This window comes from Clostridium moutaii (genome assembly GCF_041205085.1).
Lineage (GTDB): Bacteria > Bacillota > Clostridia > Clostridiales > Clostridiaceae > Clostridium_B > Clostridium_B moutaii.
The window spans coordinates 53,661-72,132 of record NZ_JBGEWD010000013.1; the positions used below are offsets into that span (position 1 = coordinate 53,661).

Annotated in this window: 15 protein-coding genes, 1 riboswitch and 2 other annotated features; of the genes, 13 read left to right on the forward strand and 2 right to left on the reverse strand. The window is 33.2% G+C overall.

Going from position 1 to position 18,472, the window contains the following annotated elements:
- Positions 1 to 5: 5 nt before the first annotated feature.
- The 7 genes from AB8U03_RS13075 to proC all read left to right on the forward strand — a co-directional run bounded on the left by AB8U03_RS13075 (position 6) and on the right by proC (position 10,625).
- A complete protein-coding gene (locus AB8U03_RS13075; RefSeq protein ID WP_369704996.1) occupies positions 6 to 1,439 on the forward strand; it encodes a glutamate synthase subunit beta in 1,434 nt (477 codons plus the stop codon).
- Between the two features lie 481 nt (positions 1,440 to 1,920).
- Positions 1,921 to 2,119 (reverse strand) — a binding site (T-box leader).
- A 271-nt stretch (positions 2,120 to 2,390) separates the two neighbouring features.
- Positions 2,391 to 2,589, forward strand: a binding site (T-box leader).
- A gap of 245 nt (positions 2,590 to 2,834) precedes the next feature.
- On the forward strand, positions 2,835 to 3,848 hold the full coding sequence (ilvC, locus tag AB8U03_RS13080; RefSeq protein ID WP_369704997.1) for a ketol-acid reductoisomerase: 1,014 nt from the start codon (positions 2,835 to 2,837) through the stop codon (positions 3,846 to 3,848).
- A gap of 324 nt (positions 3,849 to 4,172) precedes the next feature.
- Positions 4,173 to 5,831, forward strand: coding sequence for a dihydroxy-acid dehydratase (gene ilvD, locus AB8U03_RS13085; protein WP_369704998.1), 1,659 nt, complete (start codon positions 4,173 to 4,175; stop codon positions 5,829 to 5,831).
- A gap of 243 nt (positions 5,832 to 6,074) precedes the next feature.
- A complete protein-coding gene (gene ilvB / locus AB8U03_RS13090) occupies positions 6,075 to 7,685 on the forward strand; it encodes a biosynthetic-type acetolactate synthase large subunit (protein WP_369704999.1) in 1,611 nt (536 codons plus the stop codon).
- A gap of 15 nt (positions 7,686 to 7,700) precedes the next feature.
- A complete protein-coding gene (gene ilvN, locus AB8U03_RS13095) occupies positions 7,701 to 8,192 on the forward strand; it encodes an acetolactate synthase small subunit (RefSeq protein WP_369705033.1) in 492 nt (163 codons plus the stop codon).
- Positions 8,193 to 8,453: 261 nt separating this feature from the next.
- Positions 8,454 to 9,620: an iron-containing alcohol dehydrogenase gene (locus AB8U03_RS13100; protein ID WP_369705000.1), complete on the forward strand. Its 1,167-nt coding sequence runs from the start codon at positions 8,454 to 8,456 to the stop codon at positions 9,618 to 9,620.
- 198 nt (positions 9,621 to 9,818) lie between these two features.
- On the forward strand, positions 9,819 to 10,625 hold the full coding sequence (gene proC / locus AB8U03_RS13105; RefSeq protein WP_369705001.1) for a pyrroline-5-carboxylate reductase: 807 nt from the start codon (positions 9,819 to 9,821) through the stop codon (positions 10,623 to 10,625).
- Between the two features lie 55 nt (positions 10,626 to 10,680).
- On the opposite strand, the gene AB8U03_RS13110 is transcribed toward proC, so the two are convergent.
- Both AB8U03_RS13110 and AB8U03_RS13115 read right to left on the reverse strand, forming a co-directional pair.
- Positions 10,681 to 11,562 (reverse strand): VIT1/CCC1 transporter family protein, encoded by an 882-nt coding sequence (locus tag AB8U03_RS13110; RefSeq protein ID WP_369705002.1) that lies wholly within the window; start codon positions 11,560 to 11,562, stop codon positions 10,681 to 10,683.
- A gap of 125 nt (positions 11,563 to 11,687) precedes the next feature.
- A complete protein-coding gene (locus tag AB8U03_RS13115; RefSeq protein ID WP_369705003.1) occupies positions 11,688 to 12,002 on the reverse strand; it encodes an MGMT family protein in 315 nt (104 codons plus the stop codon).
- A gap of 217 nt (positions 12,003 to 12,219) precedes the next feature.
- On the opposite strand from AB8U03_RS13115, the gene AB8U03_RS13120 reads away from it, so the two are divergent.
- The 6 genes from AB8U03_RS13120 to AB8U03_RS13145 all read left to right on the forward strand — a co-directional run bounded on the left by AB8U03_RS13120 (position 12,220) and on the right by AB8U03_RS13145 (position 18,417).
- Entirely contained in the window at positions 12,220 to 12,816 is a 597-nt protein-coding gene (locus tag AB8U03_RS13120) for a TraR/DksA C4-type zinc finger protein (protein WP_369705004.1), read from the forward strand.
- 217 nt (positions 12,817 to 13,033) lie between these two features.
- Positions 13,034 to 13,825, forward strand: coding sequence for an HAD family hydrolase (locus tag AB8U03_RS13125; protein ID WP_369705005.1), 792 nt, complete (start codon positions 13,034 to 13,036; stop codon positions 13,823 to 13,825).
- A 233-nt stretch (positions 13,826 to 14,058) separates the two neighbouring features.
- The gene (locus AB8U03_RS13130; RefSeq protein ID WP_369705006.1) at positions 14,059 to 15,240 is read left to right on the forward strand and encodes an MFS transporter; all 1,182 of its coding nucleotides are present in this window, start codon (positions 14,059 to 14,061) and stop codon (positions 15,238 to 15,240) included.
- Positions 15,241 to 15,347: 107 nt separating this feature from the next.
- Positions 15,348 to 16,829 (forward strand): metallophosphoesterase family protein, encoded by a 1,482-nt coding sequence (locus tag AB8U03_RS13135; protein ID WP_369705007.1) that lies wholly within the window; start codon positions 15,348 to 15,350, stop codon positions 16,827 to 16,829.
- A gap of 70 nt (positions 16,830 to 16,899) precedes the next feature.
- Positions 16,900 to 16,994: riboswitch (NiCo riboswitch) on the forward strand.
- A 239-nt stretch (positions 16,995 to 17,233) separates the two neighbouring features.
- A complete protein-coding gene (locus AB8U03_RS13140; RefSeq protein ID WP_369705008.1) occupies positions 17,234 to 17,758 on the forward strand; it encodes a peptidylprolyl isomerase in 525 nt (174 codons plus the stop codon).
- A gap of 389 nt (positions 17,759 to 18,147) precedes the next feature.
- Positions 18,148 to 18,417 carry a YhgE/Pip domain-containing protein gene (locus AB8U03_RS13145; RefSeq protein WP_369705009.1) on the forward strand — a complete coding sequence of 90 codons (270 nt, stop codon included), beginning with the start codon at positions 18,148 to 18,150 and terminating at the stop codon, positions 18,415 to 18,417.
- Positions 18,418 to 18,472 lie beyond the last annotated feature (55 nt).

Below are 18,472 nucleotides of genomic sequence, written 5' to 3' on the forward strand. Positions count from 1 at the left end.
GCATTATGGGAAAAATAACTGGCTTTAAAGAATATAAAAGAGAAAATCCTGAAAAACGCGGGGTAAAAGAAAGAATTAAAGATTATAAAGAGATATATTGCAAATTTCCCAAAGATAAATTGAGAATTCAAGCAGCAAGGTGTATGAACTGTGGTACTCCTTTTTGCAACTGGGGTTGTCCTATTGAAAATATAATTCCAGACTGGAATGATTTTATATATAAGGATGAATGGAAAAAAGCGTTTGAAAGGCTTTGCCTTACCAATAATTTTCCGGAATTTACTGGAAGAATATGCCCGGCCATTTGTGAAGGGGCTTGTACTCTGGGGGTAAACAGAGAGCCAGTGTCTATAAAAGAGATAGAGCTTAATATAATTGAAAAAGCTTTTGAAGAAGGTTGGATAACACCTAATCTCCCAAGGGTAAAAACAGGAAAAAATATAGCTGTAATAGGTTCAGGGCCTTCAGGACTTGCAGCGGCGGCAGAACTTAATTCCGTAGGGCATGATGTTACCGTATTTGAAAGGTCGGATGAAATAGGAGGACTGCTTAGATATGGAATTCCGGATTTTAAACTTGAGAAGCACATAGTGGATAGAAGAATAAATATAATGAAGATCGAAGGTATAAATTTTAGAACAAATATCAATGTGGGTGAAGAGTATTCTGCTGATAAATTAATTAAGAATTTTGATGCAGTGATCTTAACAGGAGGTTCTACAATTCCAAGAGATCTTAAAATTCAGGGAAGACAATTAAATGGAATACATTTTGCCGTAGATTTTTTAAAACAGCAAAATATGAGATTAGCAGGCAAAAAGATTATGGAAGAGGAGATAACTGCAAAGGGAAAAATCGTGGTAGTCATAGGTGGGGGAGATACTGGATCAGATTGCATAGGCACTTCCATAAGACAGGGTGCTAAAGCTGTCTATCAATATGAGGTCATGCCTAAGCAGCCATTGATGAGGGATGATACTATGCCATGGCCTACTTTCCCCAAAATCCTCAAGGTAACGACTTCTCATGAGGAAGGATGTAAAAGGGAATGGTGTATAAGCACAGAAAAATTTGCAGGTGAAGAGGGAGTGGTAAAAACTCTTCACGGAGTAAAGGTTAAATGGGAAAAGGAAAATGGAAAGATGAAAATGGTAAATATACCTGGTACGGAATTTCATCAAAAAGTTGATTTGGTTCTTTTAGCCATGGGTTTTATCCATCCTAAACATGAGGGGCTGTTAAATGATATTGGAGTAGAATTTGATGGAAGGGGAAATGTCAAAGCAGATAAAAATTATATGACTAATAAAGAAGGAATATTTACTGCAGGAGATATGAGACGTGGGCAATCCCTTGTAGTATGGGCTTTAAAAGATGGAAGAAGGGTAGCTCAAAAAGTTGATTACTATCTTATGGGTGAGACATCTTTAAGAGGATGATGACAGCTATTGTCCGTAGAGTTGATTAAAAAATATACAGATAATTGCAAGTAAAATTTCATTTAAAAAGTCCGACATAAATCGGACTTTTTAAGTAATTAAATACAATGCTTCTTCTCAAAAAGCAATGAAAAATTATTAATTAAAGCAAATAGCACGTAAGAGCTCATGAATTATCAAAAATAAAACGAATAAAATACAACCTGAATACCTCCCCCTGGGGAAAGCTTATTCCAGGCGCAATAAATTTAGCTTTAGTAAATATAAATAAAAGAATTGCTGTAAGTAAACTAATCTAAAATAACAGCTAAATATTTGATTGTAGTTTTATGTGTTAAGGGATCCCAATGTTTACACAAATATGAAATGTGTAAATAATTAATTTTAATATTAAGAACATATACACTAATAATTTTAAATAAATAATTGATTGAATAGTTTAGTACAAAAATATGGTATAAAAAAAGCAGACATACGTCCATCATGGAGCGAAAGTCTACCGCGGTACCACCCAAATTATTACTCGTATGTATAACGGCTGTGCCGGCATAACTTACTTTAAATAAATTTCAGCATGCAACTCGGGAGTGATTTTCAATAAATTTAGCCTGTGGGCTCTCACCAAATACCCATTCTCTGAAGGCATATCTTTATTTACTCTTCTCCGTCAAAGTTTTTTATATTTATTGCATTTACTATACTATAAAAAATTATGTATGTCAACAATATATTTTGAATTTTTTTTGCAAGAAATATATTTTTAATAATTGACTTTTTAAAATGCAAAAAATTATTTTTTGTATATAATGTAATAAAAAAATAATACTACAAAAAGTAAAACTTTTATAAAAAAAACCCTTGACATTCTTCTAAAGGCGTATTATTATCGTCACATACACTAAATTTTAATAAAATAAATTGTTATGAAAGTTAGCATAAATATTATAGAGTATAAAGACAATGATAAGGAAGAGTAAATAGGAGTATATTTTTTAGAGAGTGAGGTTTTTGGTGAAAACTCATAAATATAACTATTGAAGGTAGCCTTGAAGTTGTGAGCTGAAATTAAGTAGGCTTTACCGGTAAAACCGTTATTACTTTGAGTAAAAATATTGGGTGGTACCGCGCGACCAAACTTCTCGCCCCAAGGAGAGAATGTTGGTTGTTTTTTTATACAAAATTTTAGGAATTTTGTTTTGACTTAGGCTTTATGGATAAGTTATGGGGAACATTTATTATAAAGCAGAGTAACTATATTAAAAATAATAGTCATAACATTTTTAATTATCTCAATTTTCGTTTAATTAAAAAGGGGACTTGATGTGCTTTATTTCAGAATTATTAAATTGACAATGTACAGTGGGCACAAATTAAATTATTCAGGAGGAAAATATTATGGAAAAGTTAAAAGTTTATTATGATGAGGATGCTAATCTGGATCTTTTAAAGGGAAAGAAAATAGCTGTTTTAGGTTTCGGAAGTCAGGGACATGCACAAGCTTTAAATTTAAAAGACAGTGGTCTTGACGTAATAGTTGGATTGTATAAAGGCAGCAAGTCCTGGAAAAAAGCTGAAGATTATGGATTCAAGGTATATGAAACAGCTGAAGCTGTTAAACAAGCTGATATTGTGGCAGTCCTCATTCCCGATGAAAAACAAAAACAAGTTTATGAAGAGAGCATAAAAGATAATTTGTCAGAAGGAAATGCACTGTTCTTTTCCCATGGTTTTAATATTCACTTTAATCAGATAGTTCCACCTAAGAATATAGATGTACTTATGATTGCACCTAAGGGACCTGGACATATAGTTAGAAGAGAATATACATTGGGTGCAGGAGTTCCGTGTCTTTATGCAGTATATCAGGATTTCACAGGAAAAGGCAAAGATATCGCTCTTGCTTATGGAAAAGGAATTGGCGGAACAAGAGCAGGTGTTATGACCACAACATTTAGAGTAGAGACAGAAACAGATTTATTTGGAGAACAAGTAGTACTTTGTGGAGGAATTGTTGAACTTATAAAAGCAGGCTTTGACACTCTTACCGAAGCAGGATATGCTCCAGAAAATGCATATTTTGAATGTATGCATGAGATGAAAATGATAGTTGATTTAATGTATGAAGGTGGAATAAATAAAATGAGATATTCTATCAGTGATACCGCAGAATATGGAGATTATAAGATTGGAAAGAGGATAATAAACAAAGATACAAGGGCTGAAATGAAAAAGGTTCTTACGGAAATCCAAGATGGAACATTTGCAAGAGACTGGTTACTTGAAAATAAAACTGGAAGACCAGGATTCACTGCAAGGAGAAGGTTGGAGCAAAATTCAACTATCGAGAAAGTTGGTAAGGAACTGAGGTCGATGATGCCTTGGATAAATGAAAACCCGGATAATGAATAGTTTGTTCTGCAAACATAAATGTCAAGTGAGTTATGGGTTCAAGCAGATTTTGTTTATGAGCCATAAATCAGAAAAGAAATTATGAGAGGGTTGTCACTGCTTATTCTCTATTTTGGAGAAGCTGGGGAGCTTTAGCAGGGCAGCCCCATAAATAAAAAGGGGCTTTAAAATAACATAGAAAGTATATGGGGCAAAAATAAGCAGTAAAAGACTTTACAGAGAGTGGGGCAAAGTGAGATCCTGCAAGTCAAAGCTGTTTACATATATACCGGACTGCAATTTGAAATATGGCTGGGCTATATAAATGCGAGGAGGTTTTACAGAATGAAAAGTGATTTGGCAAAAAAAGGAATTAAAGGTGCTCCTGCTAGGGCACTTATGTATGGAATGGGATTTACAAAGGAAGAAATTGAGAAACCTTTGATTGGAATAGTAAATTCACAAAATGAAGTTGTTGCAGGGCATATGCATCTGGATGAAATAGCTAAGGCTGTCAAGCTTGGAGTGGCTATGGCCGGTGGAACACCTATGGAATTTCCTGCAATTGCAGTTTGTGATGGAATAGCTATGGGTCACATAGGCATGAAATATTCACTTCCATCGAGAGAACTTATAGCGGATTCAATTGAATCAATGGCACTTGCTCATGAATTTGATGGACTCGTTTTAATACCTAATTGTGACAAGATAGTTCCGGGAATGCTAATGGCGGCTGCAAGGCTTAATATACCAGCTGTGGTGGTAAGCGGAGGACCTATGAGAGCTGGCAGATTAAATGACAAGAAACTTGATTTCAGTACTTGTATAGAACAGGTAGGAGCTTGTAGTGACGGTAAAATAACAGAAGAACAACTGGAAGAGGAAGTTAAAAGATCATGCCCGGGATGTGGATGTTGTTCAGGACTTTTTACAGCAAATAGCATGAACTGCCTTACTGAAGTTTTAGGAATGGGGCTTCCTATGAACGGGACTGCACTTGCTCAGACTGGGGAAAGAAATCAACTGGCAAAATATGCAGGAATGTATGTCATGGATTGTGTGAAAAATGACAGAAAACCAAGAGATATAATGACATTGAATGCATTTAAAAATGCAATAACTGTAGATATGGCCATGGCAGGCTCTACAAATACTGTTCTTCATCTTCCAGCAATTGCATATGAAGCAGGGTTTACACTTGATCTGGATTTATTTCATGAAATAAGCAAGAAAACTCCTTGTCTTACAAAGTTGAGTCCAAGTGGAAAACATCATATGGAGGACCTTCACATGGCAGGTGGAATAGAAGCTCTTATGAATGAACTTTCAAAAAAAGGCTTGATAAAGGAAAATGAATTGACTGTTACAGGAAAGACTGTAGGTGAAAATATAAAGAATTATGGGGTGCTTGATTACGAGGTTATAAAACATATAGATAAGCCTTACAGCAGTGAAGGCGGAATAGCAATTTTAAGAGGAAACCTTGCACCAGATGGAGCAGTAGTTAAAAAATCTGCAGTAGCCCCGGAGATGATGGTACACAAGGGACCTGCAAGAGTCTATAATTCGGAAGAAGAAGCGGTAAAAGCTATTTTTGGGAATGAAATAAATAAGGGAGATGTAATTGTAATAAGATATGAAGGGCCAAAAGGAGGACCCGGAATGAGAGAGATGCTTTCACCAACCTCCGCAATAGCGGGCATGGGACTTGACAAGGATGTGGCACTTATTACAGATGGAAGATTTTCAGGAGCTACAAGAGGAGCATCTATAGGACACATATCACCGGAAGCTATGGAAGGCGGATTAATAGGACTTGTAGAAGAGGGAGACACCATTTTTGTAGACATCACCAATAAAAAAATAGAATTGAAAGTAGATACTGAAGAAATCGAGGAAAGAAGGAAAAAGTATGTAAAACCTGTTCCAAAGATAAAAACAGGATATTTGTCGAGATATGCAAAGCTTGTAACTTCTGCAAATACAGGAGCGGTACTTAAATAATAAAGAAAGGGAAATGAATTGATTAAAAGAATCAGTCGGCAATATTCAGTGTATGGCATAATATTTCAGGCCCTACTCTTGCAAGTTACTGGGCCGGTAAAATTAAAAAAATTGATAGATGAGTTTTGCAGTGTTGATTATGCACAATAAGTAGATTATTTTTACTTATTGTGCATAAAAAATATATTAGATTTTTTTCATAGTAAGAAGTGGTATATTAACTAATGGTAAGGAGAGATGAATATGAAATCAGCTGAGGCAATCATCCAGTGTTTCAAAAAAGAAAATGTAAAAATAATATTTGGGTATCCTGGTGCTACGGTGATTCCCATGTATGAAGCTTTGAGAAAATCAGATATTGAACATGTATTGGTAAGGCAGGAGCAGGCAGCAGGTCATTCTGCCAGTGGATATGCCAGGGCCACCGGAAAAGTTGGTGTTTGTATTGTGACATCAGGGCCGGGTGCGGCTAACCTTATTACGGGTATTGCTGCTGCTTATATGGATTCCATTCCAATGGTTATTATCACTGGACAGGTAAAGTCCACGTTAATTGGGAGGGATGTGTTTCAGGAATTGGATATTACAGGTGCTACAGAATCCTTTACAAAATATAATTTTCTTGTAAAAGATGCAAATTGCATACCTAAAATTGTGAAGGAGGCATTTTATATAGCGCAAACTGGCAGAAAAGGTCCGGTACTTATAGATATACCCGTAGATGTAATGGATGCGAATATTGATTTTGAATATCCAGAAACTGTTAATATAAGAGGATATAAGCCTACTACCAAAGGTCATGCCGGGCAGATAAAGAAAATTGAGGATAGAATTAAAATCAGTGAAAGACCGCTTATCTGTGCAGGAGGAGGAGTTATGCTTTCCCACAGTGAAAAGCAATTGAGAGAATTTGTGGAAAGATCCCATATACCTGTTGTACATACTTTGATGGGAAAAGGTGGGATGAATGAAGATAGTAATTATTATGTGGGAATGATAGGGACTCATGGATTTAATTATGCCAATGAAGCTGTGAAAAATGCAGATGTTTTAATACTTATAGGAGTTAGAGCCACAGATAGGACAACCTGCGGAATAGGAGAATTTGCAAAAAAAGCTGATATAATTCATATAGATATTGATCCAGCTGAAATAGGCAAAAATCTAGATACTGATATTCCCGTAGTTGGTGATATAAAAAATATTTTAGAAAAATTGTCTGAAGGGATATGTCCCGTGAAAAGTGAACATTGGATAAATGAAATCAGGGAATGGGAAAAAAATCTACAAATACAAAGAAAAAATACGGACAAGGTAAATCCAAAGTATGTTTTACATAACATATCCGAAGTATTAAAAGGAGATGTTATTTTAACTGCAGATGTAGGACAAAATCAGATCTGGTGTGCTCGTAATTTTAAAATTATAGATGAAGGAAAATTTCTTACTTCCGGTGGACTTGGAACTATGGGGTATTCACTGCCGGCAGCTATTGGAGCCAAAATAGGTTGCCCGGATAAAAAGGTAGTGGCTTTTGTTGGTGATGGCGGTTTTCAGATGAGTATGTTTGAACTTGCTACTATTGCGGAGAAAAAAATAAATATGATTATAGTGCTTTTTAATAATTCGGGACTGGGGTTGGTTAGAGAAATTCAGAGGAACAGCTGTCTTAAAGAATTTGGAGTTAATTTTAAAATTAATCCGAATTTTGTTAAATTGACGGAAGCTTATGGATTATTGGCAAAAAGAGTGAAAAATGATAATGAATTTCAGGAGACTTTTCAGGAGGCGCTGCATTCAGACAGGGCATTTTTAATAGAATGCATGGTAGATCCTGATGAAAGTACATTTTAAAAGGAGGAGATCACTATAAAAAGGTATGTGCTGTCAGTATTGGTGGAAAATCATTCGGGAGTTTTAAGTAAGGTGGCCGGACTTTTTAGCAGGAGGGGATACAATATTCACAGCCTTACTGTAGGGGTTACGGAAGATCCTGAAATATCACGAATGACTATTGTCTCCCTAGGGGATGACTATATGTTTGAACAAATCAGTAAGCAATTAAACAAATTAATTGAAGTCATAAAGGTAATAGATTTAACAGATGTCCCATCCGTTTGCAGGGAACTATCTTTGGTAAAAGTATCTACAGATTCAAATAGTAAATTATTGATTATGGAGATTGTAAATACTTTTAGAGGGAATATAGTGGATATGGATGAAAAGAGCCTGGTAATTGAAACAACAGGTGATGAGAAAAAAATATCCGCTTTTATTGAAATTATGAAGCCCTATGGAATTAAAGAAATTATCCGTACAGGACTTACAGCTATTCAGAGGGGGAATAAATTGGAAAAGTGATATAAAATAAAGCACTGTTCGAAAAAGTTACAGGGTTTATTGTAGATTTTGACAAAAAAATGAACACAAAGTTTATGCATTCAAGGGGATATAGTGAAATCAACATCCGTTTTTTGGCATATATATTGCTGAAATATATTTAATAATGTTTTTTTAACTTAAAAATATATATCTTTAATAAGTTAAAGAAAAATTATAACATATGTTTTATTAGTTAAAACATGAAATACTATAAAAATTGAAATTAGGGGGAATTAAAAAATGGAAAGGTTTACACTACCAAGAGACATTTACTTTGGTGAGAATTCTTTGGAATATCTGAAGAGTTTAGAAGGGCACAAAGCTGTAATTGTTGTAGGAGGAGGCTCCATGAAAAGGTTTGGTTTTTTAGACAAGATTGAATCTTATCTAAAAGAAGCAAACATTGAAGTTAAATTGATTGAGGGAATTAAGCCAGATCCATCTGTTGAATCTGTTATGGACGGTGCCAAGATTATGAGAGAGTATGAGCCTGATTGGATAATAGCAATAGGTGGAGGCTCTCCAATTGATGCTGCAAAAGCTATGTGGGTATTTTATGAATATCCTGATTTTACCTTTGAGAAAGCAGTAGTTCCTTTTGGGATCCCTAAATTGAGACAAAAAGCAAAATTTATAGCTATACCGTCTACAAGTGGTACAGCAACTGAAGTAACTTCATTTGCCGTAATAACTGATTACAAGACTCAGATAAAATATCCTATGGCTGATTTTAATTTAACTCCGGATGTAGCAATAATAGATCCGGCTCTTGCACAAACCATGCCTAAAAAACTTGTGGCATATACTGGAATGGATGCATTAACTCATGCAATAGAAGCTTATGTAGCAAGCTTGCGTTCTGATTTTTCAGATCCACTTGCACTGCATGCTATAAAGATGATTGATAAATACTTATTTGAATCCTATAAGGGAAATACAGAGGCTAGAGGACATATGCACATAGCTCAATGTCTAGCAGGAATGGCATTTTCAAATGCACTTCTTGGGATAACACATAGTATGGCTCATAAAACTGGTGCAATATTCCATATACCTCATGGATGTGCTAATGCTATATTCCTGCCTTATGTTATAGATTTTAATAAGGGTGCTTGTCCAGAACGATATGCAGAAATAGCCAGATCACTTAAACTTCCTGGAAATAGTGATGATGAACTGATAGATTCATTAACTGACATGATTAAAAAAATGAACAAGAGCATGAATATTCCTCTTACATTAAAAGATTATGGAATAAGTGAAAGCAGTTTTAAAGAGAATTTGGATCGTATATCTCACAATGCCATGGGTGATGCCTGTACCGGAGCAAATCCTGCAAAGATAACTGAAGAAGAGATGAAGAAACTTTTCCAATATATATATGAAGGGAAAAAAGTTGATTTCTAATATTTAATTTTTAGGCAGCGGATATTATTTACCGCTGCTTATTTATTTGCAATTGTGGTATAAGGTATTTCGCTAATTTAATCTTAGCTTGCAGCTCAAAAAATTCTGATGATTAATCTGACGGATACTCTTGTTGACTTTTATATAAAAAATATGGTTGAATATACAAAAGAGTTTAAGTTAGCTAGGAGGAGAAATATGAATAAAGTTATAGGTTTTATAGGATGCGGGAACATGGGTGGAGCAATGATTGGTGGAATAATTAAGGCAAGCCTGGTAACCCCGGAAAATATAATTGTAGGAGATTTGAATGAAAAAAAATTAAAAAAGGCTGCTGAAAGATATGGAGTAAAAACTACTACAGATAATAATGAAGTAGCTAAAAATGCAGATATTTTGATTTTATCAATAAAACCCAATTCATATCCGGCAGCTATTAAAGAAATAAAAGATCAGGTTAAAGAAAATGTAATAATAGTGACAATTGCCGCAGGAAAAAGTATAAAAGTTATTGAAGAAATGTTTGGGAGAAAGTTAAAAGTGGTTAGAGTAATGCCTAATACGCCAGCTCTTGTGGGAGAAGGAATGGCTGCATTATGTCCTAATAACAAGGTGAGTAAAGAAGAAATTGAAGAAGTACTCCATATCTTTGAAAGCTTTGGCAAGGGAGAAATAGTAAATGAGAGGTTAATGGATGTGGTGACATCAGTTAGTGGTTCTTCACCGGCTTATGTATATATGTTTATTGAAGCCATGGCAGATGCAGCTGTATTGGATGGAATGCCCAGAAGTCAAGCATATAAATTTGCGGCACAGGCTGTACTGGGATCAGCAAAAATGGTATTGGAAACAGGAAGGCATCCGGGGATACTTAAGGATATGGTCTGTTCTCCAGGAGGAACAACTATAGAGGCCGTAGCAACTCTTGAAGAAAAGGGGTTCAGGTCTGCAGTTATTGCAGCAGTGAGAAGTTGTACTAAAAAATCCAGGGAAATGTCTGAATAAGATTTACAGGGTAACATATTAAGGGCAGCTTATAGAAAAAGCTGCCCTTAATATGTTATAGATTTATTCCAAGTATATTTTTTACTATGAGACCTACAATAAAGGAGAAAAGAGAAACTCCCAGACTTACTCCAGCCATTTGCATAAATCGCTGTTTGAAATTGAAGCCTTTAGCTACAGATATATAATAATTGAATATGGATATTATAATTACAGCAATAATAAGGCTTATAACCAGCGCTTGTATATACATGTTTCTAGGCATAAAAAGAAAAGGAAGTATGAGCAAAATAACGGTTATTAAATAGGATCCACCAGTGTAAATGCTGGATTTTACAGCATTTTTTGTGCTTTCTGCTTTTTCAGCAATGTATTCACTGGCAGACATGGAGAGAGTAGCTGAGATTCCTGTAATCATTCCAGCCAGTGCAATTACTTTTGTGTCTGCCATGGACAGTGTGAATCCAGCAACACTGCCTGTTATTTCTACAAGCGCATCATTTAATCCAAGAACTATGGAACCAATATATTTGAGTCTCTCTTCATCCAGCATGTCAATAAGCAAAAACTCGTGCGTTTCCTCTTCCTCAGCTAATTTAGAAAATTCCGGAAGAGATTTTGACAATTCACCATAACTATAACCCTTAATGGCTTCATTTTCTCTTCCTTCCATTTGTTTTACAGCAAAAGTAAAACCAAAGATCTTTGCTACTGTGGAATAAAACCATACTCTTTTTTTATTTTCAGGAACATCCATATGAGTATATGTTTTTATAAATTTATAATGTTCTTCTTCATCTTGTGCTACTTTTAGAAGTATTTTTTTGTTGTTTTCATCCTTTGTAATTTTAGCTACATTTATATATATCTGTCTTTCAGTTATTTCCCTAGATTGCATTTGAATCAAAGTTTTCTTAAAATTTTCAGTTGTTTTCATTTTATCTACTACCTTTTTTATATATTACTTTTATTAAAAGAAGAATTTAACACATATTATAGTACTATAATAGTGTACTTACAAGGTGAAACTCACAGATCTATATGTAAAAAATCTTATTAGGGTTATTTCCCATCCCATAAACATTTTTCCATATCTATTCTGCCATCCTCTTTGAAAATGATCCCCTCCGACTTTAAAATAGTTCTTTGAATTTCAGAATCTTCAAATACATATTCTGGAGCCATTTCGCCAAACTTGTTTACAACTCTATGACATGGCAGATTGAGATTAACAGGTGCTTTTCTCATAGCCCATCCAACTATCCTGGCATTTCTGGGTTCATCTAACAACAAAGCTATCTGCCCATAAGTGGCCACTTTGCCTTTTGGTATTCTGGAAGCTATAGTATAGACCCTTGAAAAAAAATCTTTAGACAATTTTTACATCTCCTTGATTTAACAGTTATATGCATATAATTGTACAATATATAGGTTGTAGATTCAAAGGATATGTGTTATATACTATTCTCTTGAGTGAAATATAAAATTAATATCTGAAACTGTTTCATAAGAATTCATAATTATAGAATAAACAATGATTTTTTAGTTAAAATATATTTATATTGAAATATAAATAAGAGGTGCTTATATAATTATGGATAATAAATTATTAGAGAGTTTTAAGGATAAATTAAAATCACAAAGAGATGAAGCAAATGATTTATTAAAACAAATGGAAAGGAATCAAACAATAAAATCCAATGTTGAAATGTCTGCAGAATTATCCTTTTATGACAATCATCCAGCAGATAGTGCAAGCAGTATATATGATAAAGAAAGAGGCATGGCTTTCCAAAAAAATGAAGAAGTTATTGTAAAAAAAATAGATAATGCCTTAAAAAATATAGAAAATGGTACTTACGGAGTTTGTAAAAAATGTGGCAGAAAGATAGATAGGGAGCGTCTGGAATATATTCCATATGCTGAATATTGTATTGATTGTCAAAAAAGTATTGATAATTTAAAACCTGATGAAAGAAAAAACAGGCCTCCAGAAGAAAATATCATTGAGTATACCATGGATGGTGTACATAACAATCAAGTTGAATTTGATACGGAAGATAGTTATCAGACAGTTGGCAAATTTAATAGAAGAGAAAATATAGTTGAAGAGTATACGGATGAAGATGAAGAATATGTTGAGCCTATAGAAAAAATAAGCAATGACCAGTATAAAAATCAATTACCTTAATTAAATAGAAACATTTTCATACAGGTAATGAACATAGATTTGTATAAAAATCAAATCTATGTTCATTATTTTTGTATAACCACTATCATTTCAAATTATTGTAGACTTCATATATATATAATTATTCCAATGTAAAAATATACGAGCTTTTAATTTAAAAGATGGTATAATTATTGTTATTGAATAAAAGTATGTATGGGTAGGTGGAGTAATTAATATGAATAGAAAGATGATATTTTTTGACATTGATGGAACTATAATAAATGAAAAAACCCATGAATGCACTAAAAGTACTATAGACGCAATTAAAAAGGCCCGTGAAAATGGACATTTGACTTTTATAAATACTGGCAGAACATTTCTTAATGTAGGTGAAGAAATACAGAACATTGGATTTGATGGTTATATCTGTGGCTGCGGAACTTATATCAATTATAAGGGCAAGCCTCTTTTGCATAAATCAATACCACATGAAACTTGTATTGAAATTGTACAAAAACTTCGTGAATACAAAATGGAGGCACTTCTTGAAGGTTTGAATTCCATTTTCTTTGATCAAACTAGAATTCCTACTGGTGGACTAGCCAAATTTAAAGAATTTTTTATTTCACGGGGTTTTGATGTTTCAAAATCCTGGGATGATCCAGAACTGAACTTTGACAAGTTTGTAGTATGGATAAATAGAGATAGCGATTATAAGGCTTTTTATTCTTATATAACTAAAAAATTTGATTATATTGATAGAGGAAATAACTTTGGAGAAATTGTACCAAAAGGATACTCCAAAGCAACAGGCATTAAATTTCTTCAGCAATATTTGGATATACCGCTGGAAAACTGCTACGCTGTTGGTGACAGTATTAATGATTTACCAATGCTTAAATACGTACCTAATAGCATCGCCATGGGAAATGCCACGCCCACTTTATTTGATTTAGTGTCATTTGTTACAAAGAATATAGAACAAGATGGAATCAAACATGCATTAGAACACTATGGGATTATATAAACATGGTTTTTGAAATAATAACCTGTGTGATGCCAGTGGCCTATATGCAACCTATGTAATGGTACTAATAAATTATATAATCATGGCATAGAAAAGTGGTGTCATGATTTTTTGTAAATTGAAAACACCATAAAAAGACAGGTTAGATTAATTTTACGACAAAAGTAATATCAAGCTGTAGTATAATTAAACTATACCTCAGGAAACTAATGTGAATATGGGTGATTAAAAAAATGAAAAAGAAAATGATTATTTCAAATATTGTATTGATTGGCCTTGTCAGCTTGTTTGTAGATATGAGTACTGAAATGGTTTATCCGTTGATTCCGCTATTTTTAACATCTACCCTTGGTGCTACTCCCGCAATCGTTGGAATTATTGAAGGAATTGCAGAAAGTATAGCATCTCTACTAAAAGTGTTCAGCGGATACATTGGAGATGTATATCAAAATAAAAAGCGGCTTACTTTTATCGGATATTCTGCATCTGTGATCTACAAGGTGTTTTTAATGATGTCTACTTCATGGATGGGAGTTCTAGTAGCAAGAGCTATTGACCGTACCGGTAAAGGTATTAGAACAGCACCTCGAGACGCGCTTGTGGTGCAGTCAAGTGAAGAGAAAAAGCTTGGAGGTTCTTTTGGTTTACATAAAATGCTTGATATGGCCGGTTCATCTATGGGTGCATTATTTGCATTTGTCTTTGTATCAACCGGATTCGGATTCCATAAGGCATTTATATATTCCATCTTTCCTGCAATTATTGGTGTTCTGATTATAACTACTGTAAAGGAAGACAAAAGCCAAAAGCAAAGCAGTGAAAAGTTTACTCTTAAAGGTGTCAAACTAGACAGTAAGCTGAAATTATATCTTGCCGTAATGTTTATTTTTTGTCTGGGGAATTCATCAAATATCTTTTTACTTCTGAAGGCACAGGAAAGAGGATTTTCATCATCACAGGTCATGCTTCTGTATTTAATTTTTAATGTTTCAACGTCAGTTCTTGCCATTCCATCGGGAAAACTATCCGACAAATTTGGAAGGAGCTCGATACTTGTTCCGGGATATGTTATTTATGGCCTTGTATATTTTGGCTTTGCCATGATGATATCAAAGAGTACTATGGTACTGCTTTTTATTGCCTACGGAGCGTATACTGCATTTATCAGTGGTGCTGAAAGGGCATTTATTGCTGAAGTTGCACCATCTCATTTTAAGGGTACTGTGCTGGGTATCTATGGAATGCTGCAGGGCATTGGTCTTTTACTGTCGTCAATTATAGCTGGTTCAATGTGGGAGCACATTAACTCCAATGCACCATTCTGGTTCGGTGGTATGTTGGGTATTATTTCTGCTATTTTGATATCAATAATATTGAGTAAAGACAATGTTGACAAGTCATTAAAAAACGCCTGATGATATTAAACAAAGCTAACTATTATGCATTAGAAAATATCAAATGGCAATTATTATATATAAATAGTCATGAGTATAATCAAAAAATACCTGAGGTGAATATTAATATGAAAAAATTTAGAATTAATAGACTACTCTTTATACTGATCTTAGTGATTTGTTTTGGATTTCTCATTTGTTCTTTTAGACATTTTAAAGTTGATAAGAATTTTTCATCCATTCCATTAAATTTTAATCCTTCAGGTTCAATTTCATCTTATGTATGGAATGGTAGTGAAGTAGCAATAAAAGGTGGATTTGTTAAAGGAAAAACTATTGATAATAGAACAGAGAATTTGATCTTACGTTCAATATCTCCTACGCCTGAGATCTCAATAAGAGCAAATTCAAAAGGGAATAAAACATTTTATTTAAGACTTGAGAATATTAATCCTGTAGATACTAATTTTAGTAACATTGAAAAAAATCAGGTTAAAATTATTGATTCACATACTGTGGCATTAGCTATTAGTTTAAAAGCAAATGAAGAAAAAACTATTAAGGCTGTCCCAAAAGATAATACTGATGGATTTGAATTTGTAATGTTAGGTGATAATAGAGATGGTTATCAAACATTTTCGCAGATACTAGATCAGATAAATGCTATTGATCCAGCATTTACTGTTGATGATGGTGATTTGGTATTTGGAGGAGAACCACATAAATACAGGCTTTTCTATGAGTCAGTAGCTAAACTTAAAGTTCCTTTATATACTACACTTGGAAATCATGATATTAGAGAAAATGGTAGACCCACTTATACAAAACTTTTTGGTCCCCCATATTATTCCTTTGATTATAAGAATGTACATCTGGTGTTTTTAGATAGTTCCCGTGGTTTTACTGAAAAGGTTGCTATACCCGAAGAACAATATAAATGGCTAGAAAATGATTTGAAAAGTGCAAAGGGAAAACTAATATTTGTTTTCTCACATATTCCTCCATCTGATCCAAGAAAATATGTTGATGCTAATACTCTACCCAATATTTCTGATGAGGAAAGGCCAGGGTTAATAGAAAGAATTATGAATAACTACAGCCAATATAAGAGCCTTAATCATGGATTTCCAGATCAAGCAGAAGCAAAACGTTTTGAAAATATTATGACTAAATATCACGTACATACAGTTTTCCTTTCACATATCCATAGTTATTTTAGTTATATAAAAGATAATGTACGATATGTTATAAGTGGTGGAGGCGGTGCAGAACTTTTAACAACCAACAGTTATTATCATTATCTTCGGGTAAAAGTAACCAACGAAGATACATATCTTGAAGCTATTGAATTGCCATCACCAGCAAATAAAATTCAAGATAGATATATTGCTGCAGTTCAATTATTTGCAAAGGCCATTTATAAGGAATATAAGACTACTGTAATTTCTATTTTAATAATTATTTTAAGTATTATAGCTTGGATTTTATGGAACACACGTAATAAATGGGAAAGAGGTCTCCTGTTCTGGGTAAAATTTTTATCACAAGTATTTAGAACATCAATAACCATTTATAAGCAGTTAAAAGAAGATATATTTAAAAAAAGGTAAATTTAAACACTTGGCAAGTGTTTTTTCATATGTTAAAACTATAAAATTTTTTTGCACTGTATACAAATCTACAGTACAAACTGAGCAGGCGATGAACTTTTGCATAAGTTCATGGGGTTGGGCCTTGATCGGCAACAGAATGATTATAAATACCTGTGGATAAATTTTAAACTTTAAATTATAATTAATTAAGCTACTTTTAAGTCTTTAGACTTTTGGTTGATTGCAATGGTACCTGAAACTAGAGACATACAGTTTAATACAGCAACTATTTTGGTTTTAAGTATTCCCTTTGAACAAAGAAATTATTTGCTTGACAATAGTTGTGAAAGAACTTATTGTATAAATACATATAGCAAATATATCATTTGCTATATGAGAAATTATAGAAAGAAGGAATATAAATGAAAAATCCTATAGTTACAATTGAAATGGAAAATGAAAAACTGATAAAAATAGAGCTTTATCCAGATATTGCACCAAATACAGTAAATAATTTTATATCATTAGTAAAAAAAGGTTTTTATAACGGTGTGATTTTTCACAGGGTTATACCAGGATTTATGATTCAAGGAGGAGATCCTGAAGGTACAGGAATGGGAGGACCAGATTACTCAATTAAAGGTGAATTTTCATCCAATAATTTTGCAAACAATTTAAAACATAAAAAGGGAGTAATTTCTATGGCTAGAACTATGGCTCCGGATTCTGCAGGTTCACAATTTTTTATAATGACAGATGATGCACCTCACCTTGATGGTCAGTATGCTGCCTTTGGAAAAGTTATAGAAGGAATTGAGGAAGTAGATAAAATAGTATCACAAAAGAGAGATTACAATGATAAACCCTATGAAGACCAAAAGATGAAAAATGTAACTGTAGAAACTTTTGGAGAGGAATATGATGAACCACAAAAAACAAATAACTAAATTATATAAAAAAATCAGTACATAACAATATAAAATAAAGGTATGTCTTAATTTTAAGACTATGTTTTAGAATAGGTTTGTGATATATCAGTTTTAAGGAAGTCATTTTGACTTCCTTTAATATATTACATTAAATCTATTCATCCATTTCTTTAATTTACTGTGTATAGTTCAATAAAATTGTATAAACTTTATAAAAAATAAGTAAAATAGTAGCATCTATTTGTTGATGAACTGCTATTTTTTTTGTTTCATTAATAAGTAATACTATCTTTAAAGATTATTTATATTGGCTGGTATCATTTTGCAGACTTATTAAATGGTCACTAGAAATATGGAATTTTGAAATATGGATCTGTTTTTGGTATTCGCAATAGGAGGATTAATATATGCTAAAAAGTATTATAAAAGTTTTTAAAAGAGATATGAAAAGTACCCTTAAAAATAAGATGACAATGTTGATTGTTGCAGGCGTATGTATTCTTCCCTCTCTATATGCATGGGTTAATATAAAAGAATGTTGGGATCCTTATGGAAATACAAATAATATTCCTGTGGCCATAGTAAATGAGGATAAAGGTATAAAGTTTAGAGGGCAAGATTTAAATGCAGGTAACAAGATCGTGGAAAAATTAAAAGATAATCATAAAATAGGATGAAAATTTGTAAATGGTAAAAATGCGGATCTTGAAAAAATCAATGAATTCAAGAATG